Here is a 25,104-nt window from a genome sequence, read left to right as displayed (position 1 = left end):
TTTTTTGTAAATCAAAAAATAAGGACAACCGCCGTTGCCCTTATTTATCTAAAAATCTACATAATCCCGTCTTTATCCTTACCAAGTCCAAGCACCCAATTTAACAAAATCGCCATAAAGGTTGCCGTGCCGATACCACCCAAATCAAATGACCCAATCATCAAACCAAAATTCCCCGTCCCCAAAATCACGGTAATCGCACCGACCATTAAGTTTTTGTTATCACTAAAATCCACCTTATTGTCAATCCAAATTTTTGCCCCTGCAATGGTAATCAGACCAAATACGACAATGGACGCACCTGTCAGCACAGGCGTGGGAATGGTTTGGATTAACGCCCCGAATTTTGGCGATAAGCCTAGACAAATCGCAAACACCCCCGCCACAACAAACACGAGCGTAGAGTACACCCGAGTAATCGCCATGACCCCAATGTTCTCGCCGTAAGTCGTCATGCCAGTACCGCCTACCCCTGCCGAGAGTGCCGTTGCCACACCGTCCGCCACGAACGCTTTGCCAAGCTGTGGGGTAAGATTCTCGCCTGTCATCGCCCCCACCGCCTTGATATGCCCCAAGTTCTCCGCCACAAGGATAAACGCCACAGGGGCGATAATAAGCATGGCGTTCATTTCAAACACAGGAGCGGAGAAGTTTGGCACGCCAAACCAGCTTGCTTGCCCAATCACGCCAAAGTCAATCGGCTTACCAAACCCCATGCCATTGGCGACAACGGCATAAATAACGTAAGCAAGCACCAAGCCCAAAAGGAGTAATAGTCTTTTTACAAACCCCTTGGCAAAAACCGCAATACCACTCATACACAGTACCGTAACTAGTGTCATGGCAAGCTCAAAGGGTTTACCTGCCACGCTTGACACCGTAACGGGGGCAAGGTTTAGCCCGATAATCATCACAACCGCACCCGTTACCACAGGAGGCATGAGCTTTTCAATCCAGCGAGTGCCTGTTCCCATGACGATAAAACCAATCAAGGCATAGACCACACCGCAAGCGATGATGCCACCGAGTGCCACGCCAAGATTGGGGTTCGCTCCACTACCTGTCGCATGAGCGGTCGCCGTCGCCACAACGCCAATAAAGGCAAAGGATGACCCCAAATAGCTCGGCACTCGTCCGCCTGTCATCACAAAAAACAAAATCGTACAAATCCCACTCATCATAATGGCAAGATTGGCATCAAAGCCCATTAAAATGGGGGCAAGCACCGTTGCCCCAAACATGGCAAGGACGTGCTGAATGCCAAGCATGACCGTCTGAGCAGGGGGCAAGTATTCATAGGTGGCGACAGGGCTTGTGGCAATGTCGCCTTTGTAGGGGGTGAATTTGGGAAAGAATGACATATTTTTACCTTATCGTTTTAAATTTAGATTTTCATTGTTATAAAAAAGCGACAATTAAAAATCATTGCCTTAGAGTATGCTTGTCTTTTCTGTTTCTACAAATTTTAAAATGCAATTGTATTATAAAGGGCAGGCACGTCCTAACTATTGTGGCTTTATCAGTTTATTTTGGCTTAGCAACTCGGTCTCAGACAGTCGCCAACGCCCTTTTTTCTTGCTTGCCGAGCGACCTTTTAGGGCGGTGTTGCCCAAAAGTTTGTGCATGGAATGACTAGAATGAGCATGACAAATCGCACACGCCAGCCCATCCGCCGCGTCCGCCTGTGGCACGACATCAAGGGCGAGCAGACGACACACCATTGCCGTTACTTGTTCTTTGTCCGCCGCCCCATAGCCACACACCGCCTGCTTGATTTGCCGAGCGGTATATTCTGACACCGTCAAACCCTGTGCCGTCAAAGACGCAATCGCCGCCCCCCGAGCCTGCCCGAGCTTTAAGGCGCTGTCGGGATTGGTCGCCATAAACACCTGCTCAATGGCAGAATGTATCGGCTCATCGTGGTATTTTTGATAATGACCGACAATCCTTGCAATGCCATCAAAAATCTGACTGATACGCACTGGCATATCCGTACTGTCGGTGCGTATCGTCCCTGCGTCCACAAAAGTCAAGCGATCTCCCACCGCACGCACAATGCCATAACCTGTCATGCGAGAGCCAGGGTCTATGCCGATGATGAGTGTCATATTAATGAAGTCTGCCTAAATAGCTGTTAAAAGATAAATATTAAAAGATAAATGTTAAAAATTGTTACCCTTGCCTTTAAAAAGTTGGCGTTAGCACAAACATTTGGTATTATAAACTATTTTGTGTTAAATTTCTAAACTAATAAGGAAAACGTATGGGCGTTGTTGTGGGTATTGCTTTGGTGTGGTTCATCATTGAAATGCTGATTTGGTATCTGTTGGCTCAATTCATGAGCGGTTGGCTTGTGTTTTTGTGGTTTGTTGTGGCGTTTTTTATTGGCTTGGCACTCATCAAAAAAGCCGCTGGCACTCTAAACCCCATGGCTCAGCAGATGAAAAATGGCGTTATCCCCAACCCCGCCAATCAGCCCCCAGAGTCCACCATTACCAAATCAGTAGCGATGGGCATTGCAGGGATTTTGTTTGTCCTACCGGGTATCTTGACCGACATCGGGGCGTTTTTGCTACTCCTACCTGCCATTCAAAAGGTGCTGACCACCAAAGCCAAAAACTACGCCATGAACAACCAAGAAAAAATGATGGCAATGATGGCAAAACAAATGGGCGGACAAAGCCCTTTTGGTGGCATGGGCGGTGTGAACCCCAATAACCCTTTTGGACAAGGCAACCCCTTTGGTAATGGCGGTTTTGGCGGTAATTATGGCAATTCTCGCACCACCATTGATGGGCAAGCCAAAACAGTTAAAAAATCAGCAAATGATGATTAAATTAACCTTAAATGATTAGAGCGTGTTGAACATTGATAGCATTTTTATAAAATAAGGTAAAAATTCAACACCTTAAATTGATTTTTGTATGAAAATGGCCAAATCTTGTTTTTTATAGTGTCAAAATCCTTGTTGGTATTTCAATAGACTTCTTTCCAGACCTAGAGCTTTGTGGATTTTAACAACTTCAATCCTGATGTTGATGAGAAGTTATTTTTAGTTTGGAGGGATATATTGGAACGAGCATGGTTATTAATCTTTGAACATTACTAAAAATTTAGTATAATACACAAATTATAAATTTTGTTAATAATTATTATGAAAAGCTTGCTAGGGCATAAAAGAGAATTAATGGGTAAGCAACAAGCTTTTACGTTGGTTGAATTGGCGATTATGATAGCAATACTTGCTATTCTTGCAATGATTGCATATCCTAGTATGATGGAAGCACTGCGTAAAATGGAATCCAAAAAAGTGGAATCTATCATTCATTCAGCACTGATTGAGGCTCGTAACGAAAGTCACATCACAAAGAGAAACATCATTATTTGTCCTGCCGATGTCTCTAATAATTGCAATAAGCAATCAGATGTAAAAATTATTGTATTTAGAGATGTAAATAACGATGCCCAGTTCCATGATAATGCCCTTGTAAAAGAATACTCGTTAAATCTCAAACATGGAAGAGTTGATATGCGAGTATCAGCTTCTAGGAATTACATTAAGTATTTTGGAAGTAGTGCCAGTCCACGAGGGCATTTTGGTCATATTAAATATTGCTCAGTATCGGATAATGAGACATTGTCATATAAGATGATTTTAACGCATACAGGGCTTGTGCGAAAAAGTTTTGATGATGTGAGTTGTTGATTTTAAGGTAAAGGGTTTGGACAATAAAGATGACCGATGATGGAAAAAACACTTACCTAATCATCGGACAGGGCGACATCGGTAAGGCAGTTGCCGAAATGTTATCCCGCGCAGGACATGATGTGGCGGGGTTAGCACGCACTGCCAAGAGTTATGATGAGCCTGTACAATTTTGGCAAAAAGACGCAAGAACGCTCACTCAAGATGAACTTGCCCCATTTAGCCATATCGCCATTATCATCACACCAAACCGTGAGATGACCGATAGAGTACAAGCCTATCGTGAGAGTTATTTGGCAGTGTGTGAGCATATCGCAGGACTTAATCTGCCAAACCTCCATCGTGTGCTATTTGTCTCGTCTACATCTGTATATGGCGAGAATGCAGGCGAATGGGTGGATATCGATACGCCAACACACCCCAGTACGGATACTGCCTGTGTGTTATTACAAGCTGAGCAAGTGTTACAGCATGCCTTTGGCGAGCGGTGTGCGATAGTCAGACCGTCTGGTATTTATCATGAAAAGAGTGTGCGGATGAACCGTCTTGCTCAGTCTGCCCATATCAATGGCGTGCCGTCCGCCCATTATACCAATCGCATTCATCGTGATGATTTGATACAAGTGATTTGTCAGGTATTAACTCTGAGTGCCGTCAAGCCTGTGTATTTGGTAAGTGATTGTAAGCCTGTTACCAGTCTTGAAGTAATAAACTTTTTGTGTCAAAAATATGAGTATCTCCCGCCAAAGATTATTCGCACTACGCCCACGGGCAAACGCATTCGGGGTAATGTGGATGATTGGCTTGTCTTTAGGGATTATCAGATGGGTTATGGATGTTAGTTAATTGATGGGATGTATAAAAAGGAGTGAATGTTATCACTCCTTTTTTGTGGTTCTATAATATCAATGGCTATTAACAGGCGCTAAGCTCGTCGTCCCATCAGAATTTTGTATGCGACGATAAACGACACCGCCATGAGAAACATTACCATAAGAACTTTGACTAACCGACCCCCGAGAGATACTAAATGATGAGTTTGGGTTTTGGGGCAGGTTTAGGCTGTCTTGGCGGATTTGTACTGTGCCTGTTTGATTGCCGTAATTCACACTTTGTGCGGGGCTGGACACGGGCGGATAGGTTGGGCTGACATTGCCAGTATTGCCCATGATGAGACGATAGAACTTTTGTCCTGCACGTCCGTCAGCAGGCACGCCCATTTTACGCTGATAATCCTTGATGGCAATGCGAGTGTTGTCACCGATAATACCATCAACGTTGCCAATGTTGTAGCCGTTATTAATGAGTGCTTGCTGAATTTCTTTGGCTTCGCGACGACTGATGCCAGGGTCATCGGTCGGCCAAGGGGTGGCAAAATTAACATTGGTGTCGTTATTTTCAATCAAGGTAGAAAGATGAGCGATGGCAAGGGCATAGCTTTCAGAAGCATTATAAGAATAGAACGTATCAAAGTTCTTACCCACTAAGAAAGCCGGCCCTTGTCGCCCAGCAGGTAGCAATAGTCCTGCTGATGCCATGTTGTTCGGTAGAGGGCGACCGTCAGGTAGGGTAATACCCATGTTTTGCCAATGGTTGATGGATTTTTTGTTGGTGCGACCACTTGACCCTGAATAGCCATTTAGTTTGACTTCATAACCCCAAGGCTCGCCACTGCGATAGCCTTTTTTGGTAAGAAAGTTGGCGGTACTTGCCAATGCGTCTGCCTTGGAATTGACAAGGTCTTTACGTCCGTCATTATCAAAATCTACCGCCAATTCCAAAAAGGTACTCGGCATAAACTGGGTCTGACCAAATGCCCCCGCCCATGAGCCTGTCATGTCCTGTGGGCGAATGTCGCCATTTTGGACGATGCGTAAGGCACTGGCATATTCGCCACGAAAATATGATTGGCGACGGTCAAAGCAAGACAACGTGGCAAGGCTGGTAAACAAATCCTTTTTGCCAAGGGTCTGCCCAAAATTACTCTCAACACCCCACACGCCAAGCACATGTTCGGGCTTGACCCCGTAGTGGTTTTCAATGCGTCTTAGCACGTCCGACATCTCGTGTTTGGCACGCAGACCATCCGCCACACGTTCGCTATCAACCAGTGAGGCGTGATAGTCCCATGCGTCTTTTTTGAATTCAGGCTGATAGTTGAGTGAGCGAATCACCGTTGGGTCAGGGCTACTCGGTCGGTACTGTTCAAAGGTGCTGGCGACACCACGAAAGTTACTGCTGTTTTTTAGGGTATTTAGACATTGGTCAAAATGGCTTTGGGATAGGGTGGGTAGGTCGTTGGCATGGGCAGTACTGATGGTTGTCAAAGCAATAATGCTAAGTGCTAGGGGCTTAAAAAAGAGGGTGGTAAGGGAGTGGAAGTGATTCATAAGATGTCCGATGATGGTACTGATGGTAAAATGCTGTACAAGTTTGCTGATGCAGGGTTGTGCGGTGTTGCCGCATTGTTTAATCATGCATGATTCATGATAAATCTTAGATAATCATGCAATAATCATACCAATCATAAAGGATTTTGTACTGATAAAATAGTGCTTTTTGGTAATTTTAAGGGATTTTTTTTCTACTTAATTAATGGTGGCATTTATCACCATATTTAATAAATGCCACAATGGGGTTGGAATAATCGAACCAAAAAACTTTTGCCCGCAATCACTTTAAAAACTCACCAAACCCTGCCTTTAATTTTTGTAACTTTGGCGGGATGGCAAAGTTGCAATAACCTTGGGTGGGGTTTTTGGCAAAAAAGTTCTGATGATAATCTTCTGCTTGATAAAAGGCTGGGGCTTTTTCCACGCGTGTGACCACGTTAATGCCGTCTGCTTTTAGCATGGCGATTTTGTCGTTGATGATGGGTAAATCCGCTTCATCGGTATAAAAAATCACAGACGCATACTGCGTGCCAATGTCATTGCCCTGACGGTTTAGGGTGGTGGGGTCGTGCATGGCAAAGAAAATATCTAAAATACTTGATAAATCAATGACCTGCTCATCATAAACAACTTTAATGACTTCCACATGCCCTGTTTGTCCACTGCACACCGATTCATAATCTGCCGTCTCTGCTTGTCCGCCTGCATAACCACTGGTCACAGAATCAACACCTTTAACCGCCAAAAATACTGACTCGGTACACCAAAAGCAACCGCCCCCTAGGATAATCTCTTGCATAATCACACCTTTAATTTATGAAAAAACAGATTAATAGTGGTAGAATAGCACATATTTTATAAAAGTCCAACGACCCATGCCACACAGCGATCATACCCCCAGTCCGACCATTAACTCAGTCATTAATACTGGTGCGGACACACTGTTTACCACGCCCCTTGACAAACACGCCCGTTTTAGCTTTGATGAGCAGGTGGTGGCGTGCTTTCCTGACATGATACGCCGAAGTGTCCCTGGTTATGGGCAGGTGCTTGCCATGTTGCCGATTTTTGCCCGTCGTCATCTGGGACATCGCCAACACAAAAACGGCAAAAAAATCAGCCGTGTCTATGACTTAGGCACATCGCTTGGGGCGGTGCTGTTTGCATTGGCAGGCGAGTTTGGGGCGGATGAGGTGGAGCTTATTGGCATTGACAACTCGCATCCCATGACCGAGCGTGCCACTGCCTTGTTGGGTGAGCATTATCCTAATCATGACATCAGTATCATCTGCGATGACGTCAATGAGATGGCACTTTTAGAATGCGACATGATTGTGCTGAATTTGACTTTGCAATTTTTACCGCCTGCCAAACGGGCGGAACTTTTACAAAAATGCCATGACGCATTGGCGGATGGGGGGATTTTGATATTGACCGAAAAAGTGCATTTGCTTGATGAGCAAAATGACGCATGGCAAGTTGAGCGGTACTATGACTTTAAGCGTGCCAATGGGTACAGTGAGCTTGAAATCAGTGGTAAGCGAAATGCCTTAGAAAATGTACTTATCACGGACAGCGAATATCAGCACAGCGAGCGACTGACGGCGGTGGGTTTTGCCAGACAGATGACGTGGTTTCGCTTTTTAAATTTTATCTCTATCATTGCTTTTAAATAAAGCCTGTATTTATTTTATCTTACAAATCATTGATGGTTTTAAAACCCATTTACAAGATAAATTGTAATCGCCCTTATTGCTAAAAATACACCAAATTTTAACTTTTACATGAATAACTGATGACTACCATTGCCGATTTTGAAAAAGATTTGTATCTGTTTTTATTAAACATTGCCAAAAACAACCCAGTCGCTCATGAGTGGCTTGCTCATCTGCCGACATGGCTTGGCGATGTCAAGGACAAATCCCGCTACGCCCACGCTTCTTATTATGCGTCCGCCATTAATAAACTGCCTGACGTTCATCCTGTGGCGACAGATTTGACCGATAAAGTCGCCATCACGCTGGGTGATGATTGGCAAATGAGCGAGTATAAAAAAACCATGGCACTGCTAAAAACACTCATGCCGTGGCGAAAAGGTCCTTTTTTTATCGGTTCGGATGACAGGCTTATTCACATAGACACCGAATGGCGGTCGGATTGGAAGTGGCAGAGAGTTGCTCCGCATTTGGATTTGGCAGGCAAGCGAGTGCTGGATGTTGGTGGTGGTTCGGGCTATCATGGCTTTCGCATGCTCGGGGCGGGGGCAACGTCGGTGGTGGTCATTGACCCGTCGTGTTTGTTTTATCATCAGTTCATGGCAATCAAGCACTTTGTGGGGGCGTGCGACGTGCATTATGTGCCTGTGGGGCTAGAAGCGTTGCCATCTGGGGGGTGGTTTGACGTTGTGTTTAGCATGGGGGTGCTGTATCATCGCTCATCGCCCTTTGAGCATTTGGAGCGGTTAAAGGCTCAGCTACGTCACGGTGGCACGCTTGTTCTAGAAACGCTCGTCGTTGATGGCGATGAACACACCGCGTTGGTGCCGTTTGAGCGTTATGCGATGATGAATAACGTGTATTTTTTGCCGAGCGTGCCTGCGTTGACAAAATGGCTTGGCAAGGTGGGTTTTGTTGATGTGCGTTGTGTGGATATTGATGTAACCAGCACTGATGAACAGCGTGCAACCGAGTGGATGAATTATCAGTCATTGGTGGACTTTTTGGATAAAGATGATAAGACCAAAACCGCCGAAGGTTATCCTGCCCCCAAACGAGCGGTCATGATTGCCAAAAAGCCTTAATGCAATTTCATAAATTGATATATAGCGTAGGGACGTGCTGAGCACGTCTTTTAATGCTGTTGTTTTAGGTATTACCCTAAATAAACCACGTCTTTAACACAAACTCAATCACGATTTTTAATAAAAAGCCGACAAACCCCGCCCCCAATGCCACAAAAATCCAAAACGTCCCTGCCTTGCCGGCATTGGTGCTTTTTGCCATGTCCCACATGATAAAAAACAAAAAAGCAATGAACGCAGGCAGTAGCCCATACAGTCCAATCTTGACAATCAGTCCTTCGGAAATGGCAACAATCATAAGAACACCTGTGGATGAGTGAGTACAATAGTCTATTATAACATAACTTGATAAGATGGCGGTATGGCTTATTTACCCGTCAGTTGCCCTGCTATCCACCGTTTGACAGGCGGTAGATGGTTACTCACTCGCAGGGTCAAATCCCGCACTGTTTGCATGGGCGTGCTGTCATCGGTAAACATTTTTACCATCAAGTTGGTGCCGTGATATAGGGGACGGGTGTGGGCTTGGTGGCGGACGTTGTATTTTTGTAGTAGGGCAGGGCTTGCGATGTCTTGTCCTTTGGCGTGAGCGTCTAGGATGAGCGTGGCTAGCGTGTTCGCCCCCATAAGCCCGAGATTAAAGCCGTGAGCGGTCACGGGGTGCATGCCCACCGCACTGTCGCCCACCAATGCCGAGCGGGTGGAGACAAAGGTTTTGGCGTGTACGCCCATGAGTGGATAATGGTGTACGGTGCCTGCTAGGGTCAGTTTGCCCAAGCGGTCGCTCATCATCCGCTGAACTTCTAAGGCAAGCTCATCGGCATTCATGGCAAGCAGGCTGTCGGCTTGGGTATTATCTAGCGTGATGACACAGTTGGTCAGATAGTCATGTAGGGGCAGTAGAGCGAGCGTTCTGCTGTACAAAAAGCACTCTCTGGCGGTTGCTTCGTTGGATAAAGGGTGTGATACCCGAAAGACGATGACCGTCCGCCCAAAGTCGTTCATCTCAGCTCCAATACCGAGCTTTTTACGCACAAAGGACAGACGGCTGTCCGCTCCGATAAGCAGGTTGGCGGTTAAGGTGCGACCATTTGCTAGGGTTACGCTCGCCCCTCGGCTGTCGGTTTTGATGTCTTGGACAGGCTGTTCGGTTAGGATTTGTACATTTGGCAAATCCTTGACTTCATCATAAAAGGCTTGTCTGATGTTGTGGTTTGAGATGAGATTGCCCAAGCGGTCAATGCTGGTGAGCAGGTTCAAATCTTTTGGCACTTTAAAATGCAAGGCATAATTAAAATCGCCATTATAAACCTTAGCATCAGCAAGTTTATAAATCTCATCATCGGGTATGCGTTGCCATGCCCCTAGGTTTAGCATAATCTCCCGAGAACGGTGAGTCAAGGCAATCTCACGCCCGTCATAAGCAGGATTTGCGATGGTATCTAAGGGGGATTTTTCGATGATGGTTACGGTCAAATCCACGCCCTTAAAATGCCGTGCAAATGCAAGACCTGCAGGCCCTGCCCCGATGATGATGATGTCGCTGTGTGCTGTGTTCATGATAAGCCTTATGATGGTATGGGCGGATTATTGGTGGTTGGCAAGTTCGTTTTTTAGGGCGGTTTTTAGCCAGCCTTTTAGGTCGTCAGAGACCTGTGCCATGTGTTCGCCCAAAAAGTCGTCGATTTGCTTGCTAAGCTTGTCCGTAATGCGTGCTTCTAAGGCATCCAAATCCTTGGGGTGTAGCCGTTGTGTCGGGGTGGATGACTCGGTAAATAGGGCTTGGGGCGTCTCTAAGTTGTGGATGATACGGGCAGGGATGGGCGTGTCGTCTCGGTGGATAAAAAACAAATCTTCAACGGTCTGCCCAAAATCGGCATGGTTAAACTCAAACTCGTGAGCAGGCGTGCTACCATGGAGCATGTCAATGATGTCATCAAGCTCTTGATGAAAGGCGTTTTTGACGGCGGTAGGCGTGGCGTGCCAACGCTTGGTAAACTGGGGGCTGGGCGAGAATGCGGTCATGATTATCCTTGTGGGGTTTTATGCTAGGGCGTGTTGAACGTTGGTATTTGCCATGAAAAACAGGGGAAATCGCCCGTTTTTTAAGGAAAAAGTGAAGTTTGATAGTTATTCTATCAAACGAGCTTTTGACGAAGAAAAACCAGATTTAGCCATTTTTCATGCAAAAATTGATTTAAAGCGTTAAATTTCATCATATTTTTAATAATGTTATCAATGTTCAACACGCCCTATTGTAATGTAAATTGGCGGATTTTTAAAGGTAATACCGCCAAAGAGTTGATGGTTAATTTTTGCCCTGCTGTTCAAAGGCGATAAAGCCTTGGCTTTTATGGGTTTGCCAGTTGTCGCCATCTTTGATGATGAATAAGGCGATGATGTCGTTTTCATCGGCAAGTCTGATGGCATCATCTTGGGGTATGGCGGTTAAGGCGGTTGCCCAGCCGTCCGCCAGTGCGGTGGTGCTTGCGATGATAGTTACGCTTGGTACGCCATTTTCCACAGGGCTTGCGGTGTGGGGGTTTATGGTGTGGCTGTACGTTTTGCCGTCATAGTCAAGCGAGTTGCGGTAGTTGCCTGATGTCGCCATGCTTTGTCCTGATAGAGCAAGGGTGGTCATGATTTCACGGTTGGCGGTGGTGCTACCCATGATGGGCTTGTCAATGGCGAGCGTCCACGGCAGTCCTTTGTCATTGACCCCACCTGTGGCGATTTCTCCGCCAATCTCTACCATGTAGTTGGTGATGTTGTATTTGGATTTTAGAACGTCCGCTATCGTATCCACGCCATAGCCTTTGGCAATTGCCGAAAAGTCAAGCCCCACGCCATCTGCCGTTTTGGATAATTCATTGCCATTTAGCACGATTTTGTCAAGTCCGATGGTGTCACGCGCAGCTAGGATTTCGGCTTCGGTGGGTGGATTTTGTAGGCGTTCTACGCTCATCTTTGAGCCAAAACCCCACAGCTCCACAAGCGGATAAACAGTTGGGTCAAAGCCGTGGTGCGACTTTTCATAGATGAGCCTGCTGTCGGATAGCACTTTGATAAAATCAGGGTCGATTTGTATCGTCTGCCCTGCACTTAAGGCGTTGAATTTACTAATCGTGCTGTCGGCTTGATAAGTGGACATACTGTCGTTTATCTCATCAAGGCGGGTGTCTATGCTTGCTTGTATCTCGTCCGCAGTCGCCCCTTTTGGTAATTCAAAGGCGATGTGATAGCTTGTCCCCATCGTCTGCCCGTCTATCTTTTGGTAAGTGGTGGGCGGTGTGGGGGTGCAGGCGGATAAAGCAAGGATAGATAATGGGATAAGATATTGATATTTCATGATTTTTGCATATTCTCAATCTACAAACAGTAGAAATTAGCGGTGTCGTTAGACGGTTAAAATTATAACACAACATGTCATAAAATGATATGTTTATTCTAAATCATATTCTCATAAAAAATATTGACAAGACAACTTGCCTTTTATAAAATACAACTGTACCAAAACAGTACCCAGCCACCACCAAACGGAGATTTTTTATGTTATTTCAAGACTTTACTCATCTATACCCCTTATCAAAAACCGTGCGTTTTGAATTAAAGCCCATTGGCAAGACATTAGAGCATATCCATGCCAAAAACTTTCTGAGCCAAGATAAGACCATGGCGGACATGTACCAAAAGGTAGGGGCGATACTGGACGATTATCATCGTGATTTTATCGCTGATATGATGGGCGAAGTTAAGCTAACTAAGCTGGCAGAATTTTATGATGTGTATTTAAAATTTAGAAAAAATCCCAAAGACGATGGATTGCAAAAACAGCTAAAGGACTTGCAAGCAGTTTTAAGAAAAGAGATTGTCAAGCCGATAGGCAGTGGTGGCAAATACAAGGCTGGCTATGAACGCTTATTTGGGGCAAAGCTCTTTAAAGACGGCAAAGAGCTTGGTGATTTGGCAAAATTTGTCATCACCCAAGAAGGCGAATCATCGCCAAAGCTTCCTCAAATTGCCCATTTTGAGAAGTTTAGCACCTACTTTACTGGCTTTCATGACAACCGCAAAAACATGTACAGCGATGAGGACAAACACACCGCCATTGCCTATCGTCTGATTCATGAAAACTTGCCACGCTTTATTGACAACCTACAAATACTGGCAACCATCAAACAAAAGCACTCGGTGTTGTATGATCGGATTATAAATGAGCTGACTGCAAGTGGCTTGGATGTGTCGTTGGCAAGTCATCTGGACGGCTATCACAAGCTTTTAACCCAAGAGGGTATCACGGCTTATAATAGGATAATAGGCGAAGTGAATGGCTATACAAACAAGCACAACCAACATTGCCACAAATCCGAACGTATCGCCAAATTACGCCCCCTGCACAAACAAATCCTAAGCGACGGCATGGGCGTGTCATTTTTGCCAAGCAAATTTGCCGATGATAATGAAATGTGTCAAGCGGTCAATGAATTTTGCCGCCATTATGCCCATGTTTTTGCCAAGGTGCAAAGCTTGTTTGATGGGTTTGATGACCATCAAAAGGACGGCATTTATGTTGAACATAAAAATCTAAATGAGCTATCTAAGCAGGCATTTGGTGATTTTGCCTTGTTGGGTCGGGTGCTGGACGGCTATTATGTGGATGTGGTGAATCCAGAGTTTAGTGAGAGATTTGCCAAAGCCAAAACCGACAATGCCAAAGAAAAACTGACAAAAGAAAAAGACAAATTCATCAAAGGCGTGCATTCCTTGGCAAGCCTTGAACAGGCGATAGAGCATTATACCACCAAGCACGATGATGAGTCTGTGCAGGCGGGCAAGCTTGGGCAGTATTTCAAACACGGTCTGGCGGGCGTGGATAATCCAATCCAAAAAATACACAACAGCCACAGCACTATTAAAGGCTTTTTGGAGCGTGAACGCCCAGCAGGCGAGCGAACACTGCCCAAAATCAAATCAGATAAAAGTCCTGAAATGACACAGTTAAGACAACTAAAAGAGCTACTAGACAACGCCCTAAACGTGGTGCATTTTGCTAAGTTATTAACGACCAAAACCACGCTGGATAACCAAGACGGTAATTTTTATGGTGAGTTTGGGGTGTTGTATGATGAGCTTGCCAAGATTGCCACGCTTTATAACAAAGTGCGTGATTATCTGTCCCAAAAGCCATTTAGTACCGAAAAATACAAATTAAACTTTGGCAATCCGACATTATTAAACGGTTGGGATTTGAATAAAGAAAAAGATAATTTTGGGGTTATCTTACAAAAAGACGGCTGTTATTATTTGGCATTATTGGATAAAGCTCATAAAAAAGTATTTGATAATGCTCCAAATGCAGGTAAAAGCGTTTATCAAAAAATGGTTTATAAATTATTGCCCGGCCCTAATAAAATGCTACCAAAAGTATTTTTTGCCAAGAGTAATTTGGATTATTATAACCCTTCTGCCGAACTACTGGATAAATATGCACAAGGCACGCACAAAAAAGGCGATAATTTTAATCTAAAAGACTGCCATGCGTTGATTGATTTTTTTAAGGCGAGTATTAACAAACATCCAGAATGGCAACATTTTGGTTTTGAATTTTCGCCAACCAGTAGCTATCAGGATTTAAGCGATTTTTATAGAGAAGTTGAACCACAAGGTTATCAAGTAAAATTTGTGGATATTGACACCGAGTATATTGATGAGTTGGTTGAACAGGGTCAGTTATATTTATTCCAGATTTATAATAAAGATTTCTCGACCAAGGCTCATGGTAAACCCAATTTACATACTTTGTATTTTAAGGCGTTATTTAGTGAAGATAATCTTGCCAATCCAATTTATAAATTAAATGGCGAGGCACAGATATTTTATCGCAAGGCGTCTTTGGATATGAATGAAATCACCATTCATCGTGCAGGCGAGGTATTAGAAAATAAAAATCCCGATAATCCCAAACAGCGTCAATTTGTCTATGACATCATCAAAGACAAACGTTATACCCAAGATAAGTTTATGCTACATGTGCCTATTACCATGAATTTTGGCGTGCAGGGTATGACGATTAAAGAATTTAATAAAAAAGTCAATCAAAGCATACAGCAATATGATGATGTCAATGTCATAGGCATAGACCGTGGCGAGCGACATCTATTGTATCTGACCGTGATTAATAGCAAAGGCGAAATCTTAGAACAGCGTAGTCTCAATGACATCACTACCGCATCGGCAAATGGCACACAAATGACCACGCCTTATCATAAGATACTGGACAAGAGAGAAATAGAACGCCTAAATGCTCGTATCGGTTGGGATGAGATTGAGACCATAAAAGAGCTAAAATCGGGCTATCTAAGCCATGTGGTACATCAAGTCAGCCAGCTTATGCTTAAATATAATGCCATTGTGGTGTTAGAGGATTTAAATTTTGGGTTTAAGCGTGGTCGCTTTAAGGTGGAAAAACAAATTTACCAAAATTTTGAAAACGCCTTAATCAAAAAGCTAAACCACTTGGTATTAAAAGATAAGGCAGATGATGAGATTGGTTCATATAAAAATGCCCTGCAATTGACCAATAATTTTACTGATCTAAAAAGCATTGGCAAACAAACGGGCTTTTTATTCTATGTGCCTGCATGGAATACCAGTAAAATAGACCCTGCAACGGGCTTTGTGGATTTGTTAAAACCACGTTATGAAAATATCGCTCAGTCGCAAGCGTTTTTTGGTAAATTTGATAAGATTTGTTATAACAAAGACAAGGGTTATTTTGAATTTCATATTGATTATGCCAAATTCACTGACAAGGCCAAAAATTCTCGCCAAAAATGGAAGATTTGCTCGCATGGCAATAAACGCTATGTGTATGACAAAACCGCCAATCAAAATAAAGGGGCGACCAAGGGTATTAATGTCAATGATGAATTAAAATCGCTATTTGCTCGTCATCACATCAATGACAAACAGCCAAATCTGGTTATGGATATTTGCCAAAATAACGATAAAGAATTTCATAAATCGCTAATGTATCTATTAAAGACATTGCTTGCATTGCGATATAGTAACGCCAGTAGCGATGAAGATTTTATTTTATCGCCTGTGGCAAATGATAGGGGTGTGTTTTTTAATTCGGTATTAGCAGATGACACACAGCCACAAAATGCGGACGCCAATGGGGCGTATCATATCGCATTAAAGGGCTTATGGCTATTAAATGAACTAAAAAACAGCGATGATTTGGGTAAAGTCAAACTTGCCATTGATAATCAAACATGGCTAAACTTCGCTCAAAACCGCTAATTACCAAAAGCTCAGTTTCGGCTGGGCTTTTTATTTGGGAGATGACATGGAATATCATACGTTAAACATCAGTCAATTAAATGATTTTATTTTTTGTCCCTATTCTATTTATCTACATAACGTCTATCAGGCATTGGATGATGATGCATATCATGATACGCCACAAGTCAAAGGCAAAATTGCTCATGAGGGCGTGGATAATGGCACATACAGCACCAAAAAGACCGTTATCACTGCCATGGCGGTGCATTCGGATAAATATGGCTTGACAGGTAAAATTGACCAATATTTTGCCGATAGCAAAAAACTCATCGAACGCAAACGCACGATTAAAACCATTTATGACGGTTATAAATTGCAGCTTTATGCCCAGTATTTTTGTTTGATAGAAATGGGGTTTGAAGTGGATTATTTGGGGTTTTATTCGATGACGGATAATAAAAGCCACGCTTTGGCGTTGCCTGATGATGAGATTATTGATTGGTTTGAAAGTCATTTATATAAAATACGTCATTATAATCCCATGACTGATGATATTTACATTAATGTCAATAAATGCACTCATTGTATTTATCAACCTTTGTGCGATAAGACGGACTAAATAAGGACAATCTATGCTTAGCATTTCGGACATCAAAGAAAAACAGATGATATTATTAAATAACTTAGAGGGCGGCTATCATCTTTGTATCTCGCAAGGCAATATCATCATCAAAAACAAAGACAGCGATGAGACATTAACCAAAATCACCCGCCATAAAGCCATGGCTCTGATGATTATTGGGTATTGTACGCTGACTAATGTGTTGATTGAATTTTGTCAAAAATATGGCATTGCCTTGATTTTATTAAATTCAAGATTAAGACCGATTTTATTTATCAGCTCTTTTGGCGAGGCAAATTATCTATTAAGACAAAAGCAATATGCCATTGGCGATAATCAAGCTTTAAATTTTGCCAAACATTTCATAGAACAAAAAGCCAATAATTCTATCACTTTATTAAAAGGCATTCGCAAAAAAGACGATGAATTACGCCAAATGATAGAGATATTGGCTGATTATCAAAGACAGATTGGTCAAACCAAACGTTTGGATGAATTAATGGGCATAGAGGGCAATATTGCCAAAAGTTATTTTAAATATCATTTTGGGCAATTAAAACATACCTCTTGGCAAGGCAGAAAACCACGCCTAAAAATAGACCCTGTTAATGTGGTGCTGGATATGGGCTATACGCTATTATTTAACTATATAGAGATAAATTTGAGATTATTTGGTTTTGATGTTTATAAAGGCATGCTTCATCAGCTTTGGTATAAACGTAAATCACTGGTGTGTGATTTGGTTGAACCATTTCGCTGTATTGTGGATAAGCAGGTATTAACATCATTTAATCTTGGGCAATTTAAAACAGAGCATTTTAATAAAATAAAAATGCAATACCAACTAAAACCTGAACATCAAAGAACTTATAACGCCATTTTAATGCAGACAATCATCGCCCATAAAGTACCAATATTTGTTTATATCAGGGATTTTTATCGTGCCTATATGAAATATGCTGATAAAGATATGGTATTTGACGAATTGGTTTTGATGTTGCCAAGCTTTGACATGCAAGCAAATGGAGAAGATGTATGATAATCGTCAGCTATGATATCAGTGATAATAAAGTGCGTGGGCGATTTGCCAAATTTCTAATGTAATATGGCGACAGACTGCAATATTCGGTCTATGAAATCCAAAACAGCGAACGCATTTTAAATATCATCACCGAAAAAATAAAAGCAGAATTTGAGCCTTTATTTACAGGGGCGGACAGTGTCATTATATTTCGATTTACAGAACGTGAAGTATTAAGGTTTGGTCATGCCAAACATCGCAATGAGGATTTGTTGATTTTATAAAAAGTCTTAGAAAAAATGATGAGGTTTGTTATAATAAGAGAGCTGAAGCACGCTCAAATATTTACTTTGCAAACCTCAGTCTTAATGCGTGATTTATCATGTTTTGGCGGTAAAAATGATTATTTTTTGTGCAAAAAACTTGCTAATCTCTCAAAAAATCATTAAAAATACCCCAAAACGGGTCTAACGACCTTTTAAATTTCTACTGTTTGTAGATGAGATTTCTATCTGCTGTTATATCGGCGTTGATGATTAACCCCACTGCCTGTCCCGAAACGCCACCGCCATGTCTTTGGCTTTTTTGATGGCAAGTTTGCGGTTATGACTGGCAAAGAGTTTTAACTGCCACAGTTTTTCTTGGTATAAGGTCAGATGGTCGCTTGGGTGCATGCGATTGATAAGGTGTTTGCTTGCCAGTACCGCATCAGGCGAGCGAGTGGCAATCTCATCGGCTAGGGCTTTGGCACGTGCCATCGGCTCATCATCTATATGAGTGATGAGTCCGTAGTCATAAGCAGTCTCGGCATCAAGCAGGCGGGCAGACATGGCAAGCTCTTTTAGCTTATCCTTACCGATATCTCTGGCAAGACGGGTCAGTCCCATGTCAGCGACCAGCCCCCATTTGGCTTCAAGTACCGACCATGTCGCCGATGGGTGGCTGATACGCACATCCGCCCCCATGGCAAGCTGTAACCCTGCCCCAAGGCACACACCATCGACCACGGCAATCACTGGCACAGGTAGGCTCTGCCAAATTAGGCACACCTTTTGAAACAAGCTAGGGGCTGGCTTTATCAGCTCTTTGGTGGCAAAAATCATGTTCTTGGGCGAGCCAAACACCGCCAAATCCAGCCCACTACAAAAATCCGTCCCGCCCGTGATGATGACGGCACGCACTGATTTGTCCGCCTTGATGTGGCGTGCGGTCTTGATTAACTCTTGCATCATCACAAAGTCCATGGCGTTCTTTTTGTGGGGACGAGATAAGGTAATGATGGCGGTGTGGTTATCATGGCTTAGCGTGAGTGTTTGCATGGGCTCTCCTTTGCTGTGCTTTATACCATTTTCCAAGGTAGGGTGTCTTCATCGTCATGACCGCCCGACTTAGGTGTTGATTCAGGTATTGATTCAGGGGTGGATGAGTTCTTCGCTCCATTTGCCAAAAAGTCTTCGATGTCAATATTTTCAAGGCTTTCTAGGGCATCGATGAGTGAGCGGTAATTGGGGCGAATGCTGATGAATTGCCCTGCTGATGTGTCGTCCAAATTGGCACGGCACTTTTGTTCAAAGTCTTCTGCCGTGGCTCTAAGGCGTGGCACACCCGTGTAGCGACTGCCTCCGACCAGCCGATGTGTGATGTCAGCAAGGGCGATCCTGTCTCTGTCTGCCCACGCTCGTTCTAGGGCGAGCTTTTCGCTCTCGCTACTCTCAATAAGTAGTGAGAGTAAGGTTTTGGCAAGGTCGTCTTTGTTGGCGGAGCGTGCCAATGCGTCCGCCCAGTCGATGTCGGGTAGGGTGGATTTGGTTTTGTCGGTTTTATCAGTTTTGTGGGCGTGCTTGCTCTGTTGGGGGGGCAACCCATTGTCATCCATGCCTTTATTTGTGTCTTTGCCTGTACCGTCATCCATGTCATCACCCGTCAGCTCGCTCATCTCGCCCATCTTGCCATAGGGCGTACCTGCAAAGTTGGGCGTGCCGTCTGTGGGGACAAGCACAGGTCTGCCCGACTCGCCAAGCCAGCGTGAGAGCGTCTGCACTAGCTGTTCATGCCCGATGGGTTTACCGACATAGTCGCTCATACCTGCCGACACCAGTCGCTCTTTTTCATCAGACAGACCGTGGGCGGTTAGGGCGATGATGGGGATGGGGGGGCGGTTGTGGCTCTCTTCGATTTTGCGGATTTGGATACTCGCTTCTAACCCTGACATTCTGGGCATTTGAATGTCCATAAAAATCAAATCAATCCGCTCGCCCATACTGATGGCACGGGTCATGGTCTCAATGGCATCAAAGCCATTATGGGCGGTGATGACTGCCACGTCAAGCTCGCCAAGCAAGGCTTCTAGCACGAGCAGGTTGGGCGGATGGTCGTCCACTGCCAGTACCCGATGACCCGAGAACTTACTGATGGGGGTATCCTGCATGGGCTTGTCATCGGCGAGCATGGCGATGAGTTGGCGTTTGTCCATGGGTTCGTAGAGTGCGTGCGTTTGGTATTTGTCCAACAGAGCGTTGTCCATGCCCACTTGATAGCCATACGCAGACAGTTTGCCCTGATAGCGAGAGCGGATTTGGCGAAGGATGGCACCGACGTCATCCAAGGACGCGTCCTGCCCAAAATAGTCCACAATCACCCAGTCAAAGCCATGCCCTGTCTTGTCCAGTTGTTCTAATAAATCGGCAAAGCCGATGGCAAAATGCACGTCCACATCCGACCCTGCCAAGGTTGCTTTTAGCACTTGGATGGCGGGGGCGTGGTTTATCCACACCAACAGTTTGGTTGGGGCAAGTTTTGTTAGACCGTATAAATCATCATCGGTATCCGTGTCATCAGGAGCTTGCACGCTTGCACCACCTAGATGAATGGGCATCTCAAACCAAAACGTCGCCCCTGTCTTGGCGATGTTTTCGCTGTTATTGTCATAAAAACCTATCGTTCCGCCCATCAGCTCGGTCAGCTGTTTACTAATCACAAGCCCCAGTCCCGTTCCGCCATAACGACGGGTCACTGACAAATCGCCTTGGCTAAAACTTTTAAACAGCGACACTTTGTCATCATCGGACACGCCTTTGCCTGTGTCTTCAACGCTGATGTTTAGATGGCCATCATTGTCATCGGACAGACCCACACGCACCACCACGCCCCCTGTATCAGTGAACTTGATGGCATTGCCAACGAGATTGGTTAGGATTTGTTTGACTCGCAGACTGTCACCTGTCACACGGTTTGGCACGTCATTATAAAACAGTACCGACAGCCTAAGGTGCTTTTCTAGTGCCATGGGCGAGAGCATGTCCACCACGTCATAGATGGCAGAGTACAGGTCAAATCCATGACTGTCTAGCACGAGCTTATCCGCTTCTAATTTTGAAAAATCAAGCACGTCATTGACCAAAGCGAGCAGATGGGCGGATGATTTTTTGATGGTCTGGACGTACAGGCTTTGCTCGGCACTTAGACCGTTACGACCATCATGGCGACCATCGTGCCGAGCCAGTAGGTTGATAAAGCCGTCAATGCTGTTTAAAGGTGTGCGCAGTTCATGACTGATGTTTGCCAAAAATGCCGACTTGGCATGGCTAGATGATACCGCCAAATCCCGAGCCTTGCGAATGGAGATGGTCTGCATTTCCATCTCATCTAGGGCGTGCTGTAAATCCTGTTCGGTCTCATTGGCGTGGGTTTTTAGCTCATTAAAACTTGCTGACAGTCGTCTCATGGCTTGGACAAAGTCCCGTTGTAGTAGGGAGAACTCGCCAGAGGTGTTTACTTTGATAGGTTTATCCAAATTCTCGGTGGTCAATTTTTGTAAAAATAACCGCATCTCATAAATTGGTGCTATCCAGCGTTTTGAATAAATATTTAAAATCAGCAGTAGCAAAAGTAGTGTAATCAGTCCTGTGATGGCAAGGGCAAGCACCACCCGATAACTGGTAATGGTTAAAGGCTCGCTGTCCATCTCCACGACGACATAATAAGGCGTGCCATCAAACGCCATCTGCCTGCCATAGCTTGTGCCATAAGTGCTGTGATAACGTTCAAAATTACCTTGATATTTATTCATAACCCCAAGCAGTTCATCACTGGCAAAGGGAGTGTCATCATCATAACCGCCATGACTGGCCAGCAGACGATAATCCCCATCAAAAATCGCCATACGCCTGACTTGTTGGGGCGATATTTTATGAAAAAAGTCATCAAAGGCAGGCAGGGTAGGCGTGGGGCTGTGTGTGTCGGCAAAATGACGAGTTAAGCTCATCTCATAACGAAGTAAGGCGGTGCGTGCCAAAGCGTCCTGTTCGGAGAGTACCGCCTGCTTGACTTCACGAAAAACAAGCACCCCACCAACCATCGCCAAGATGACTATCGGCAAAAACACAAGGGCGACCAATTGCCCGTAAGCACTGCGTAAGTTAAAAGGGGTTTTTTTCATGAGTGGGCTATGTTGTCAGGCAGATGACATAGTTTAGCATAATTTCAAGGTGAATTTTAGGGGTAATTTTAGGGCTGATTTAGGGGGTTTTAAGATGATTTTTAAGGCAAATTTACTGGTAAATTTAACGGCAAAAATCCGTTTGTGCTATAATGTCGCCATTTTAATAGATAGATGACCACCTAACCATGACTGATTTGACCGCCCCAAACGCCTTAAATCGCACCCTATCCCACACCGTTGGCAACACGCCCCTTGTCCGTCTGACACGTCTTGCTACGGACGTAAATGCTGATATCTTTGCCAAGTTAGAAGGCAATAATCCTGCAGGCTCAGTCAAAGACCGCCCTGCTTTTAATATGATAAGCCAGGCCCAAAAACGTGGGCAAATCAAACAAGGTGACACGCTCATTGAAGCCACAAGCGGTAATACAGGCATTGCCCTTGCCATGGTGTCCGCCATGCTCGGCTACAAGATGACCCTTATCATGCCGTCCAATTCCACCCAAGAACGTAAAAACGCCATGCGTGCCTATGGGGCGACCTTGATAGAAGCGGATAATATGGAAATGGCTCGGGACATGGCGCTGCAAATGCAAGCGGACGGCAAAGGGATTGTGCTTGACCAATTTAACAATGACGACAACTGGCAAGCCCACTACAAGACCACCGCCCCCGAAATCTGGGAGCAGACAGGCAGACGGATTACCCATTTTGTGAGCAGTATGGGGACGACAGGGACGATTATGGGCGTGTCTCGCTTTTTAAAGGAGCAAAACCCTGATATTCAAATCATCGGTCTGCAACCGTCAGACGGCTCAAACATCGCAGGGATACGCCGCTGGGAGCCTGAATATTTACCTAAGATTTTTGATAAATCGTGGGTGGATACGATTATGGACATCAACCAAACAGATGCCGAACACTATATGCGAGCATTGGCACGCACCGAAGGGATATTTTGTGGGGTGTCAAGCGGTGGGGCAGGCTTTGCAAGCCACCAAATCGCCAAACAAATTAAGGCAGATGACCCCAAAGCCGTCATTGTCTTTATCGTCTGTGATAGGGGGGATAGATACTTATCGACAGGGCTGTTTGGGGTTTAATTTTATTGGTTAATTTTTAAGGAAAAAGTCATGCCTACCGCACCAATTCTCATTTTTGACATCGAGACTATACCTGACCTTGATACAGGGCGACTGCTCTACCCTGAGATTGCCACGCTGTCTGATGATGACGCCCAAACGGCTCTGACCGCTATCAGAGAAGCAGAAGCGGGTAACGCCTTTATGCGCCTGCCTTTGCATAAAATCGCTTGTTTGTCCTTTTTGTGGGTCAGTGAGGATAAATTTAGCCTAAAATCGCTAAGCCTGCACCAGATGAGTGAGGCGGAGATTTTGACGACCTTTTTTAGGGCATTTAATCAAAAACCTGCCCCCACGCTCGTGTCATGGAATGGGGCAGGGTTTGATTTGCCTGTCATGCTCTATCGTGCCTTGCACCATAGACTGACCGCTCCCACGCTCTTTAACACCCAGTCGCCCAATTATCTGTATAAATATGGCGACGCTCACATTGATTTGATGGATAAATTATCACTGGGTAATTATGGTAACAAACAAAAGCTAGACACCATTGCCAGTCTGTGTGGATTTGCTGGTAAGGGCGAGATTGACGGCTCGCAGGTTGTGCCGATGGTCAAGGCAGGACAGTGGGACAAGCTGACCACCTACTGTGAATCGGACGTGCTAAACACATGGCTCATTTACCTACGCTGGCAACTTCTAACAGGCAGGTTTAGCCCTGATGTCGTGGCAAATTATGAAAAACTTACCCACGACAAATTATCACAAATAAAAGACGGTGAGACGGTACGACACGCTGAATTTTTGGAGGCGTGGCGACAATGATGTTTTGGGGTGAGATTGCCTGATATGCACGAGAAAGCTGGTATGAATGATAAAGAAGTCAGCCATTTTTAAGTCGGGTATTGCGACACAAACCTGAGCTGATTGGCATTGTGCTTGACGAACAAGGCTATACCGACATTGAGACACTGATTAAAAACGCTTGTGAGTTTGGCAAGCATTTTGACCACGCTCAATTATTAGCGGTGGTAGCAAATAACGACAAACAGCGATACCAAATATCCGATGACGGCACGCAAATACGGGCGGTGCAAGGGCATTCGCACCCCAGTGTCAAGCGCTACTATGAACCACAAACCCCGCCAAACGTACTGTATCACGGCACGGCATTTAAGTTTCTTGACAGCATAAAACAGCACGGTCTAATTGCTGGGTCTCGCCACTACGTCCACCTGTCTGCCGACAGCGATACTGCCACAAAAGTGGGGGCAAGGCATGGCAAAGCGGTGGTTTTGATAATTGACACCGCCAAAATGCACGCAGATGGTCATGTCTTTTATCAAGCCGAAAATGGCGTATGGCTGACAGAGTCCGTGGCGGTGGGGTATATTGAGTTTGGACAATTTGGACAATTTGGACAATTTGGATAAATGGGCAAAATTGATTTAATCCGTGTTAATGCTTTTTAAAAACCGCCAACAGCTCTTTTAATGAACCGTCAAATAACCAAATAAATGCACACATTAAATACAAACACAAAGACGGCAAAAAATTAGCATCACGCATAAAGCCAACCACCTCAGGATTTTTAATGCTCCAATACAATCAATAACCCCGTCCACCGAAAACCATGAGCCAAAAACCGCCAAAACAATTAACGGTAAAGTGCGAAATTTTTTATAAAAAATCACACGACTGGTAATTGGCGAAAACAAATAAGTGCTAATCGCCATTATATACCAACCGAAC

The 25,104-nt window shown here is 44.5% G+C and carries 23 protein-coding genes and 1 pseudogene; 13 read left to right on the top strand and 11 right to left on the bottom strand.

What is annotated here, in order from left to right:
* Nucleotides 1–56: 56 nt before the first annotated feature.
* Nucleotides 57–1,361 carry a solute carrier family 23 protein gene (locus B5J93_RS04550; RefSeq protein WP_079324993.1) on the bottom strand — a complete coding sequence of 435 codons (1,305 nt, stop codon included), beginning with the start codon at nt 1,359–1,361 and terminating at the stop codon, nt 57–59.
* Between the two features lie 144 nt (nt 1,362–1,505).
* On the bottom strand, nt 1,506–2,108 hold the full coding sequence (ruvC, locus tag B5J93_RS04545; RefSeq protein WP_079324991.1) for a crossover junction endodeoxyribonuclease RuvC: 603 nt from the start codon (nt 2,106–2,108) through the stop codon (nt 1,506–1,508).
* Nucleotides 2,109–2,263: 155 nt separating this feature from the next.
* Between ruvC and B5J93_RS04540 the strand changes: the two genes are divergently transcribed.
* The 3 genes from B5J93_RS04540 to B5J93_RS04530 all read left to right on the top strand — a co-directional run bounded on the left by B5J93_RS04540 (nt 2,264) and on the right by B5J93_RS04530 (nt 4,548).
* On the top strand, nt 2,264–2,836 hold the full coding sequence (locus tag B5J93_RS04540) for an FxsA family protein (protein ID WP_079324989.1): 573 nt from the start codon (nt 2,264–2,266) through the stop codon (nt 2,834–2,836).
* Between the two features lie 351 nt (nt 2,837–3,187).
* Nucleotides 3,188–3,706, top strand: coding sequence for a GspH/FimT family pseudopilin (locus tag B5J93_RS04535; protein ID WP_167432598.1), 519 nt, complete (start codon nt 3,188–3,190; stop codon nt 3,704–3,706).
* Nucleotides 3,707–3,735: 29 nt separating this feature from the next.
* A complete protein-coding gene (locus B5J93_RS04530; protein ID WP_079324985.1) occupies nt 3,736–4,548 on the top strand; it encodes an SDR family oxidoreductase in 813 nt (270 codons plus the stop codon).
* Nucleotides 4,549–4,611: 63 nt separating this feature from the next.
* Here B5J93_RS04530 and B5J93_RS04525 read toward each other — a convergent pair whose 3' ends face one another.
* Together B5J93_RS04525 and msrA are read right to left on the bottom strand one after the other, a co-directional pair.
* Entirely contained in the window at nt 4,612–6,096 is a 1,485-nt protein-coding gene (locus B5J93_RS04525) for a lytic murein transglycosylase (RefSeq protein ID WP_079325027.1), read from the bottom strand.
* A gap of 283 nt (nt 6,097–6,379) precedes the next feature.
* On the bottom strand, nt 6,380–6,898 hold the full coding sequence (gene msrA / locus B5J93_RS04520; protein ID WP_079324983.1) for a peptide-methionine (S)-S-oxide reductase MsrA: 519 nt from the start codon (nt 6,896–6,898) through the stop codon (nt 6,380–6,382).
* Between the two features lie 76 nt (nt 6,899–6,974).
* On the opposite strand from msrA, the gene cmoA reads away from it, so the two are divergent.
* Together cmoA and cmoB are read left to right on the top strand one after the other, a co-directional pair.
* Complete coding sequence (gene cmoA / locus B5J93_RS04515) at nt 6,975–7,775, top strand: carboxy-S-adenosyl-L-methionine synthase CmoA (protein WP_078273919.1); 801 nt, start codon at nt 6,975–6,977, stop codon at nt 7,773–7,775.
* Between the two features lie 119 nt (nt 7,776–7,894).
* Nucleotides 7,895–8,899, top strand: coding sequence for a tRNA 5-methoxyuridine(34)/uridine 5-oxyacetic acid(34) synthase CmoB (gene cmoB / locus B5J93_RS04510; RefSeq protein WP_079324981.1), 1,005 nt, complete (start codon nt 7,895–7,897; stop codon nt 8,897–8,899).
* A gap of 76 nt (nt 8,900–8,975) precedes the next feature.
* On the opposite strand, the gene B5J93_RS04505 is transcribed toward cmoB, so the two are convergent.
* The 3 genes from B5J93_RS04505 to B5J93_RS04495 all read right to left on the bottom strand — a co-directional run bounded on the left by B5J93_RS04505 (nt 8,976) and on the right by B5J93_RS04495 (nt 10,924).
* Nucleotides 8,976–9,197 (bottom strand): DUF2788 domain-containing protein, encoded by a 222-nt coding sequence (locus B5J93_RS04505; protein WP_062501070.1) that lies wholly within the window; start codon nt 9,195–9,197, stop codon nt 8,976–8,978.
* A 68-nt stretch (nt 9,198–9,265) separates the two neighbouring features.
* Nucleotides 9,266–10,459, bottom strand: coding sequence for a 5-demethoxyubiquinol-8 5-hydroxylase UbiM (ubiM, locus tag B5J93_RS04500; protein WP_115237014.1), 1,194 nt, complete (start codon nt 10,457–10,459; stop codon nt 9,266–9,268).
* A 27-nt stretch (nt 10,460–10,486) separates the two neighbouring features.
* Entirely contained in the window at nt 10,487–10,924 is a 438-nt protein-coding gene (locus B5J93_RS04495; RefSeq protein WP_079324977.1) for a hypothetical protein, read from the bottom strand.
* 52 nt (nt 10,925–10,976) lie between these two features.
* Here B5J93_RS04495 and B5J93_RS14185 point away from each other — a divergent pair, with 52 nt between their 5' ends.
* Nucleotides 10,977–11,108 (top strand): hypothetical protein, encoded by a 132-nt coding sequence (locus tag B5J93_RS14185; RefSeq protein WP_265734202.1) that lies wholly within the window; start codon nt 10,977–10,979, stop codon nt 11,106–11,108.
* A gap of 99 nt (nt 11,109–11,207) precedes the next feature.
* Here the strand turns inward: B5J93_RS14185 and B5J93_RS04490 are convergent, their stop codons facing one another.
* Nucleotides 11,208–12,248, bottom strand: coding sequence for an FAD:protein FMN transferase (locus B5J93_RS04490; protein ID WP_079324975.1), 1,041 nt, complete (start codon nt 12,246–12,248; stop codon nt 11,208–11,210).
* Between the two features lie 200 nt (nt 12,249–12,448).
* Here B5J93_RS04490 and cas12a point away from each other — a divergent pair, with 200 nt between their 5' ends.
* The 4 genes from cas12a to B5J93_RS14380 all read left to right on the top strand — a co-directional run bounded on the left by cas12a (nt 12,449) and on the right by B5J93_RS14380 (nt 18,113).
* A complete protein-coding gene (gene cas12a, locus B5J93_RS04485) occupies nt 12,449–16,204 on the top strand; it encodes a type V CRISPR-associated protein Cas12a/Cpf1 (RefSeq protein ID WP_079324973.1) in 3,756 nt (1,251 codons plus the stop codon).
* 46 nt (nt 16,205–16,250) lie between these two features.
* The gene (cas4, locus tag B5J93_RS04480) at nt 16,251–16,805 is read left to right on the top strand and encodes a type V CRISPR-associated protein Cas4 (protein ID WP_079324972.1); all 555 of its coding nucleotides are present in this window, start codon (nt 16,251–16,253) and stop codon (nt 16,803–16,805) included.
* 13 nt (nt 16,806–16,818) lie between these two features.
* The gene (gene cas1 / locus B5J93_RS04475; RefSeq protein WP_079324970.1) at nt 16,819–17,847 is read left to right on the top strand and encodes a type V CRISPR-associated endonuclease Cas1; all 1,029 of its coding nucleotides are present in this window, start codon (nt 16,819–16,821) and stop codon (nt 17,845–17,847) included.
* A 77-nt stretch (nt 17,848–17,924) separates the two neighbouring features.
* Nucleotides 17,925–18,113 carry a hypothetical protein gene (locus tag B5J93_RS14380; RefSeq protein WP_420811398.1) on the top strand — a complete coding sequence of 63 codons (189 nt, stop codon included), beginning with the start codon at nt 17,925–17,927 and terminating at the stop codon, nt 18,111–18,113.
* 252 nt (nt 18,114–18,365) lie between these two features.
* Here the strand turns inward: B5J93_RS14380 and B5J93_RS04465 are convergent, their stop codons facing one another.
* Both B5J93_RS04465 and B5J93_RS04460 read right to left on the bottom strand, forming a co-directional pair.
* Nucleotides 18,366–19,148, bottom strand: coding sequence for a crotonase/enoyl-CoA hydratase family protein (locus B5J93_RS04465; protein ID WP_079324968.1), 783 nt, complete (start codon nt 19,146–19,148; stop codon nt 18,366–18,368).
* A 20-nt stretch (nt 19,149–19,168) separates the two neighbouring features.
* Nucleotides 19,169–22,267, bottom strand: a complete 3,099-nt coding sequence (locus B5J93_RS04460; protein WP_158080684.1) for an ATP-binding protein — start codon at nt 22,265–22,267, stop codon at nt 19,169–19,171.
* A 188-nt stretch (nt 22,268–22,455) separates the two neighbouring features.
* Here B5J93_RS04460 and cysM point away from each other — a divergent pair, with 188 nt between their 5' ends.
* From cysM to B5J93_RS04445, 3 genes are all read left to right on the top strand, one after another.
* A complete protein-coding gene (cysM, locus tag B5J93_RS04455; protein ID WP_079324966.1) occupies nt 22,456–23,373 on the top strand; it encodes a cysteine synthase CysM in 918 nt (305 codons plus the stop codon).
* Between the two features lie 30 nt (nt 23,374–23,403).
* Nucleotides 23,404–24,177 carry a 3'-5' exonuclease gene (locus tag B5J93_RS04450; protein WP_079324964.1) on the top strand — a complete coding sequence of 258 codons (774 nt, stop codon included), beginning with the start codon at nt 23,404–23,406 and terminating at the stop codon, nt 24,175–24,177.
* 80 nt (nt 24,178–24,257) lie between these two features.
* Nucleotides 24,258–24,785, top strand: a complete 528-nt coding sequence (locus tag B5J93_RS04445; protein ID WP_079324962.1) for an RNA 2'-phosphotransferase — start codon at nt 24,258–24,260, stop codon at nt 24,783–24,785.
* A gap of 93 nt (nt 24,786–24,878) precedes the next feature.
* On the opposite strand, the pseudogene B5J93_RS13760 reads toward B5J93_RS04445, so the two are convergent.
* Nucleotides 24,879–25,104, bottom strand: a pseudogene (locus B5J93_RS13760) (hypothetical protein); the annotation flags it as partial.

Source organism: Moraxella equi (assembly GCF_002027555.1).
GTDB classification, from domain to species: domain Bacteria; phylum Pseudomonadota; class Gammaproteobacteria; order Pseudomonadales; family Moraxellaceae; genus Moraxella; species Moraxella equi.
The sequence above is the reverse complement of the archived record's forward strand: the minus strand, read 5'-3'. Positions and strand labels throughout refer to the sequence as shown.

Excerpts from the sequence above, each read along its gene's own strand:
- cas1 (WP_079324970.1), top strand. The coding sequence starts at position 16,819 with ATGCTTAGCATTTCGGACATCAAAGAAAAACAGATGATATTATTAAAT.
- msrA (WP_079324983.1), bottom strand. The coding sequence starts at position 6,898 with ATGCAAGAGATTATCCTAGGGGGCGGTTGCTTTTGGTGTACCGAGTCA.
- B5J93_RS04460 (WP_158080684.1), bottom strand. The coding sequence starts at position 22,267 with ATGAAAAAAACCCCTTTTAACTTACGCAGTGCTTACGGGCAATTGGTC.
- B5J93_RS04550 (WP_079324993.1), bottom strand. The coding sequence starts at position 1,361 with ATGTCATTCTTTCCCAAATTCACCCCCTACAAAGGCGACATTGCCACA.
- cmoA (WP_078273919.1), top strand. The coding sequence starts at position 6,975 with ATGCCACACAGCGATCATACCCCCAGTCCGACCATTAACTCAGTCATT.
- ubiM (WP_115237014.1), bottom strand. The coding sequence starts at position 10,459 with ATGAACACAGCACACAGCGACATCATCATCATCGGGGCAGGGCCTGCA.
- cas12a (WP_079324973.1), top strand. The coding sequence starts at position 12,449 with ATGTTATTTCAAGACTTTACTCATCTATACCCCTTATCAAAAACCGTG.
- cysM (WP_079324966.1), top strand. The coding sequence starts at position 22,456 with ATGACTGATTTGACCGCCCCAAACGCCTTAAATCGCACCCTATCCCAC.
- B5J93_RS14185 (WP_265734202.1), top strand. The coding sequence starts at position 10,977 with ATGAAAAACAGGGGAAATCGCCCGTTTTTTAAGGAAAAAGTGAAGTTT.
- cas4 (WP_079324972.1), top strand. The coding sequence starts at position 16,251 with ATGGAATATCATACGTTAAACATCAGTCAATTAAATGATTTTATTTTT.
- B5J93_RS04450 (WP_079324964.1), top strand. The coding sequence starts at position 23,404 with ATGCCTACCGCACCAATTCTCATTTTTGACATCGAGACTATACCTGAC.
- cmoB (WP_079324981.1), top strand. The coding sequence starts at position 7,895 with ATGACTACCATTGCCGATTTTGAAAAAGATTTGTATCTGTTTTTATTA.
- B5J93_RS04505 (WP_062501070.1), bottom strand. The coding sequence starts at position 9,197 with ATGATTGTTGCCATTTCCGAAGGACTGATTGTCAAGATTGGACTGTAT.
- B5J93_RS04495 (WP_079324977.1), bottom strand. The coding sequence starts at position 10,924 with ATGACCGCATTCTCGCCCAGCCCCCAGTTTACCAAGCGTTGGCACGCC.
- B5J93_RS04465 (WP_079324968.1), bottom strand. The coding sequence starts at position 19,148 with ATGCAAACACTCACGCTAAGCCATGATAACCACACCGCCATCATTACC.
- B5J93_RS04490 (WP_079324975.1), bottom strand. The coding sequence starts at position 12,248 with ATGAAATATCAATATCTTATCCCATTATCTATCCTTGCTTTATCCGCC.
- B5J93_RS04540 (WP_079324989.1), top strand. The coding sequence starts at position 2,264 with ATGGGCGTTGTTGTGGGTATTGCTTTGGTGTGGTTCATCATTGAAATG.
- ruvC (WP_079324991.1), bottom strand. The coding sequence starts at position 2,108 with ATGACACTCATCATCGGCATAGACCCTGGCTCTCGCATGACAGGTTAT.
- B5J93_RS04530 (WP_079324985.1), top strand. The coding sequence starts at position 3,736 with ATGACCGATGATGGAAAAAACACTTACCTAATCATCGGACAGGGCGAC.
- B5J93_RS04535 (WP_167432598.1), top strand. The coding sequence starts at position 3,188 with ATGGGTAAGCAACAAGCTTTTACGTTGGTTGAATTGGCGATTATGATA.
- B5J93_RS04525 (WP_079325027.1), bottom strand. The coding sequence starts at position 6,096 with ATGAATCACTTCCACTCCCTTACCACCCTCTTTTTTAAGCCCCTAGCA.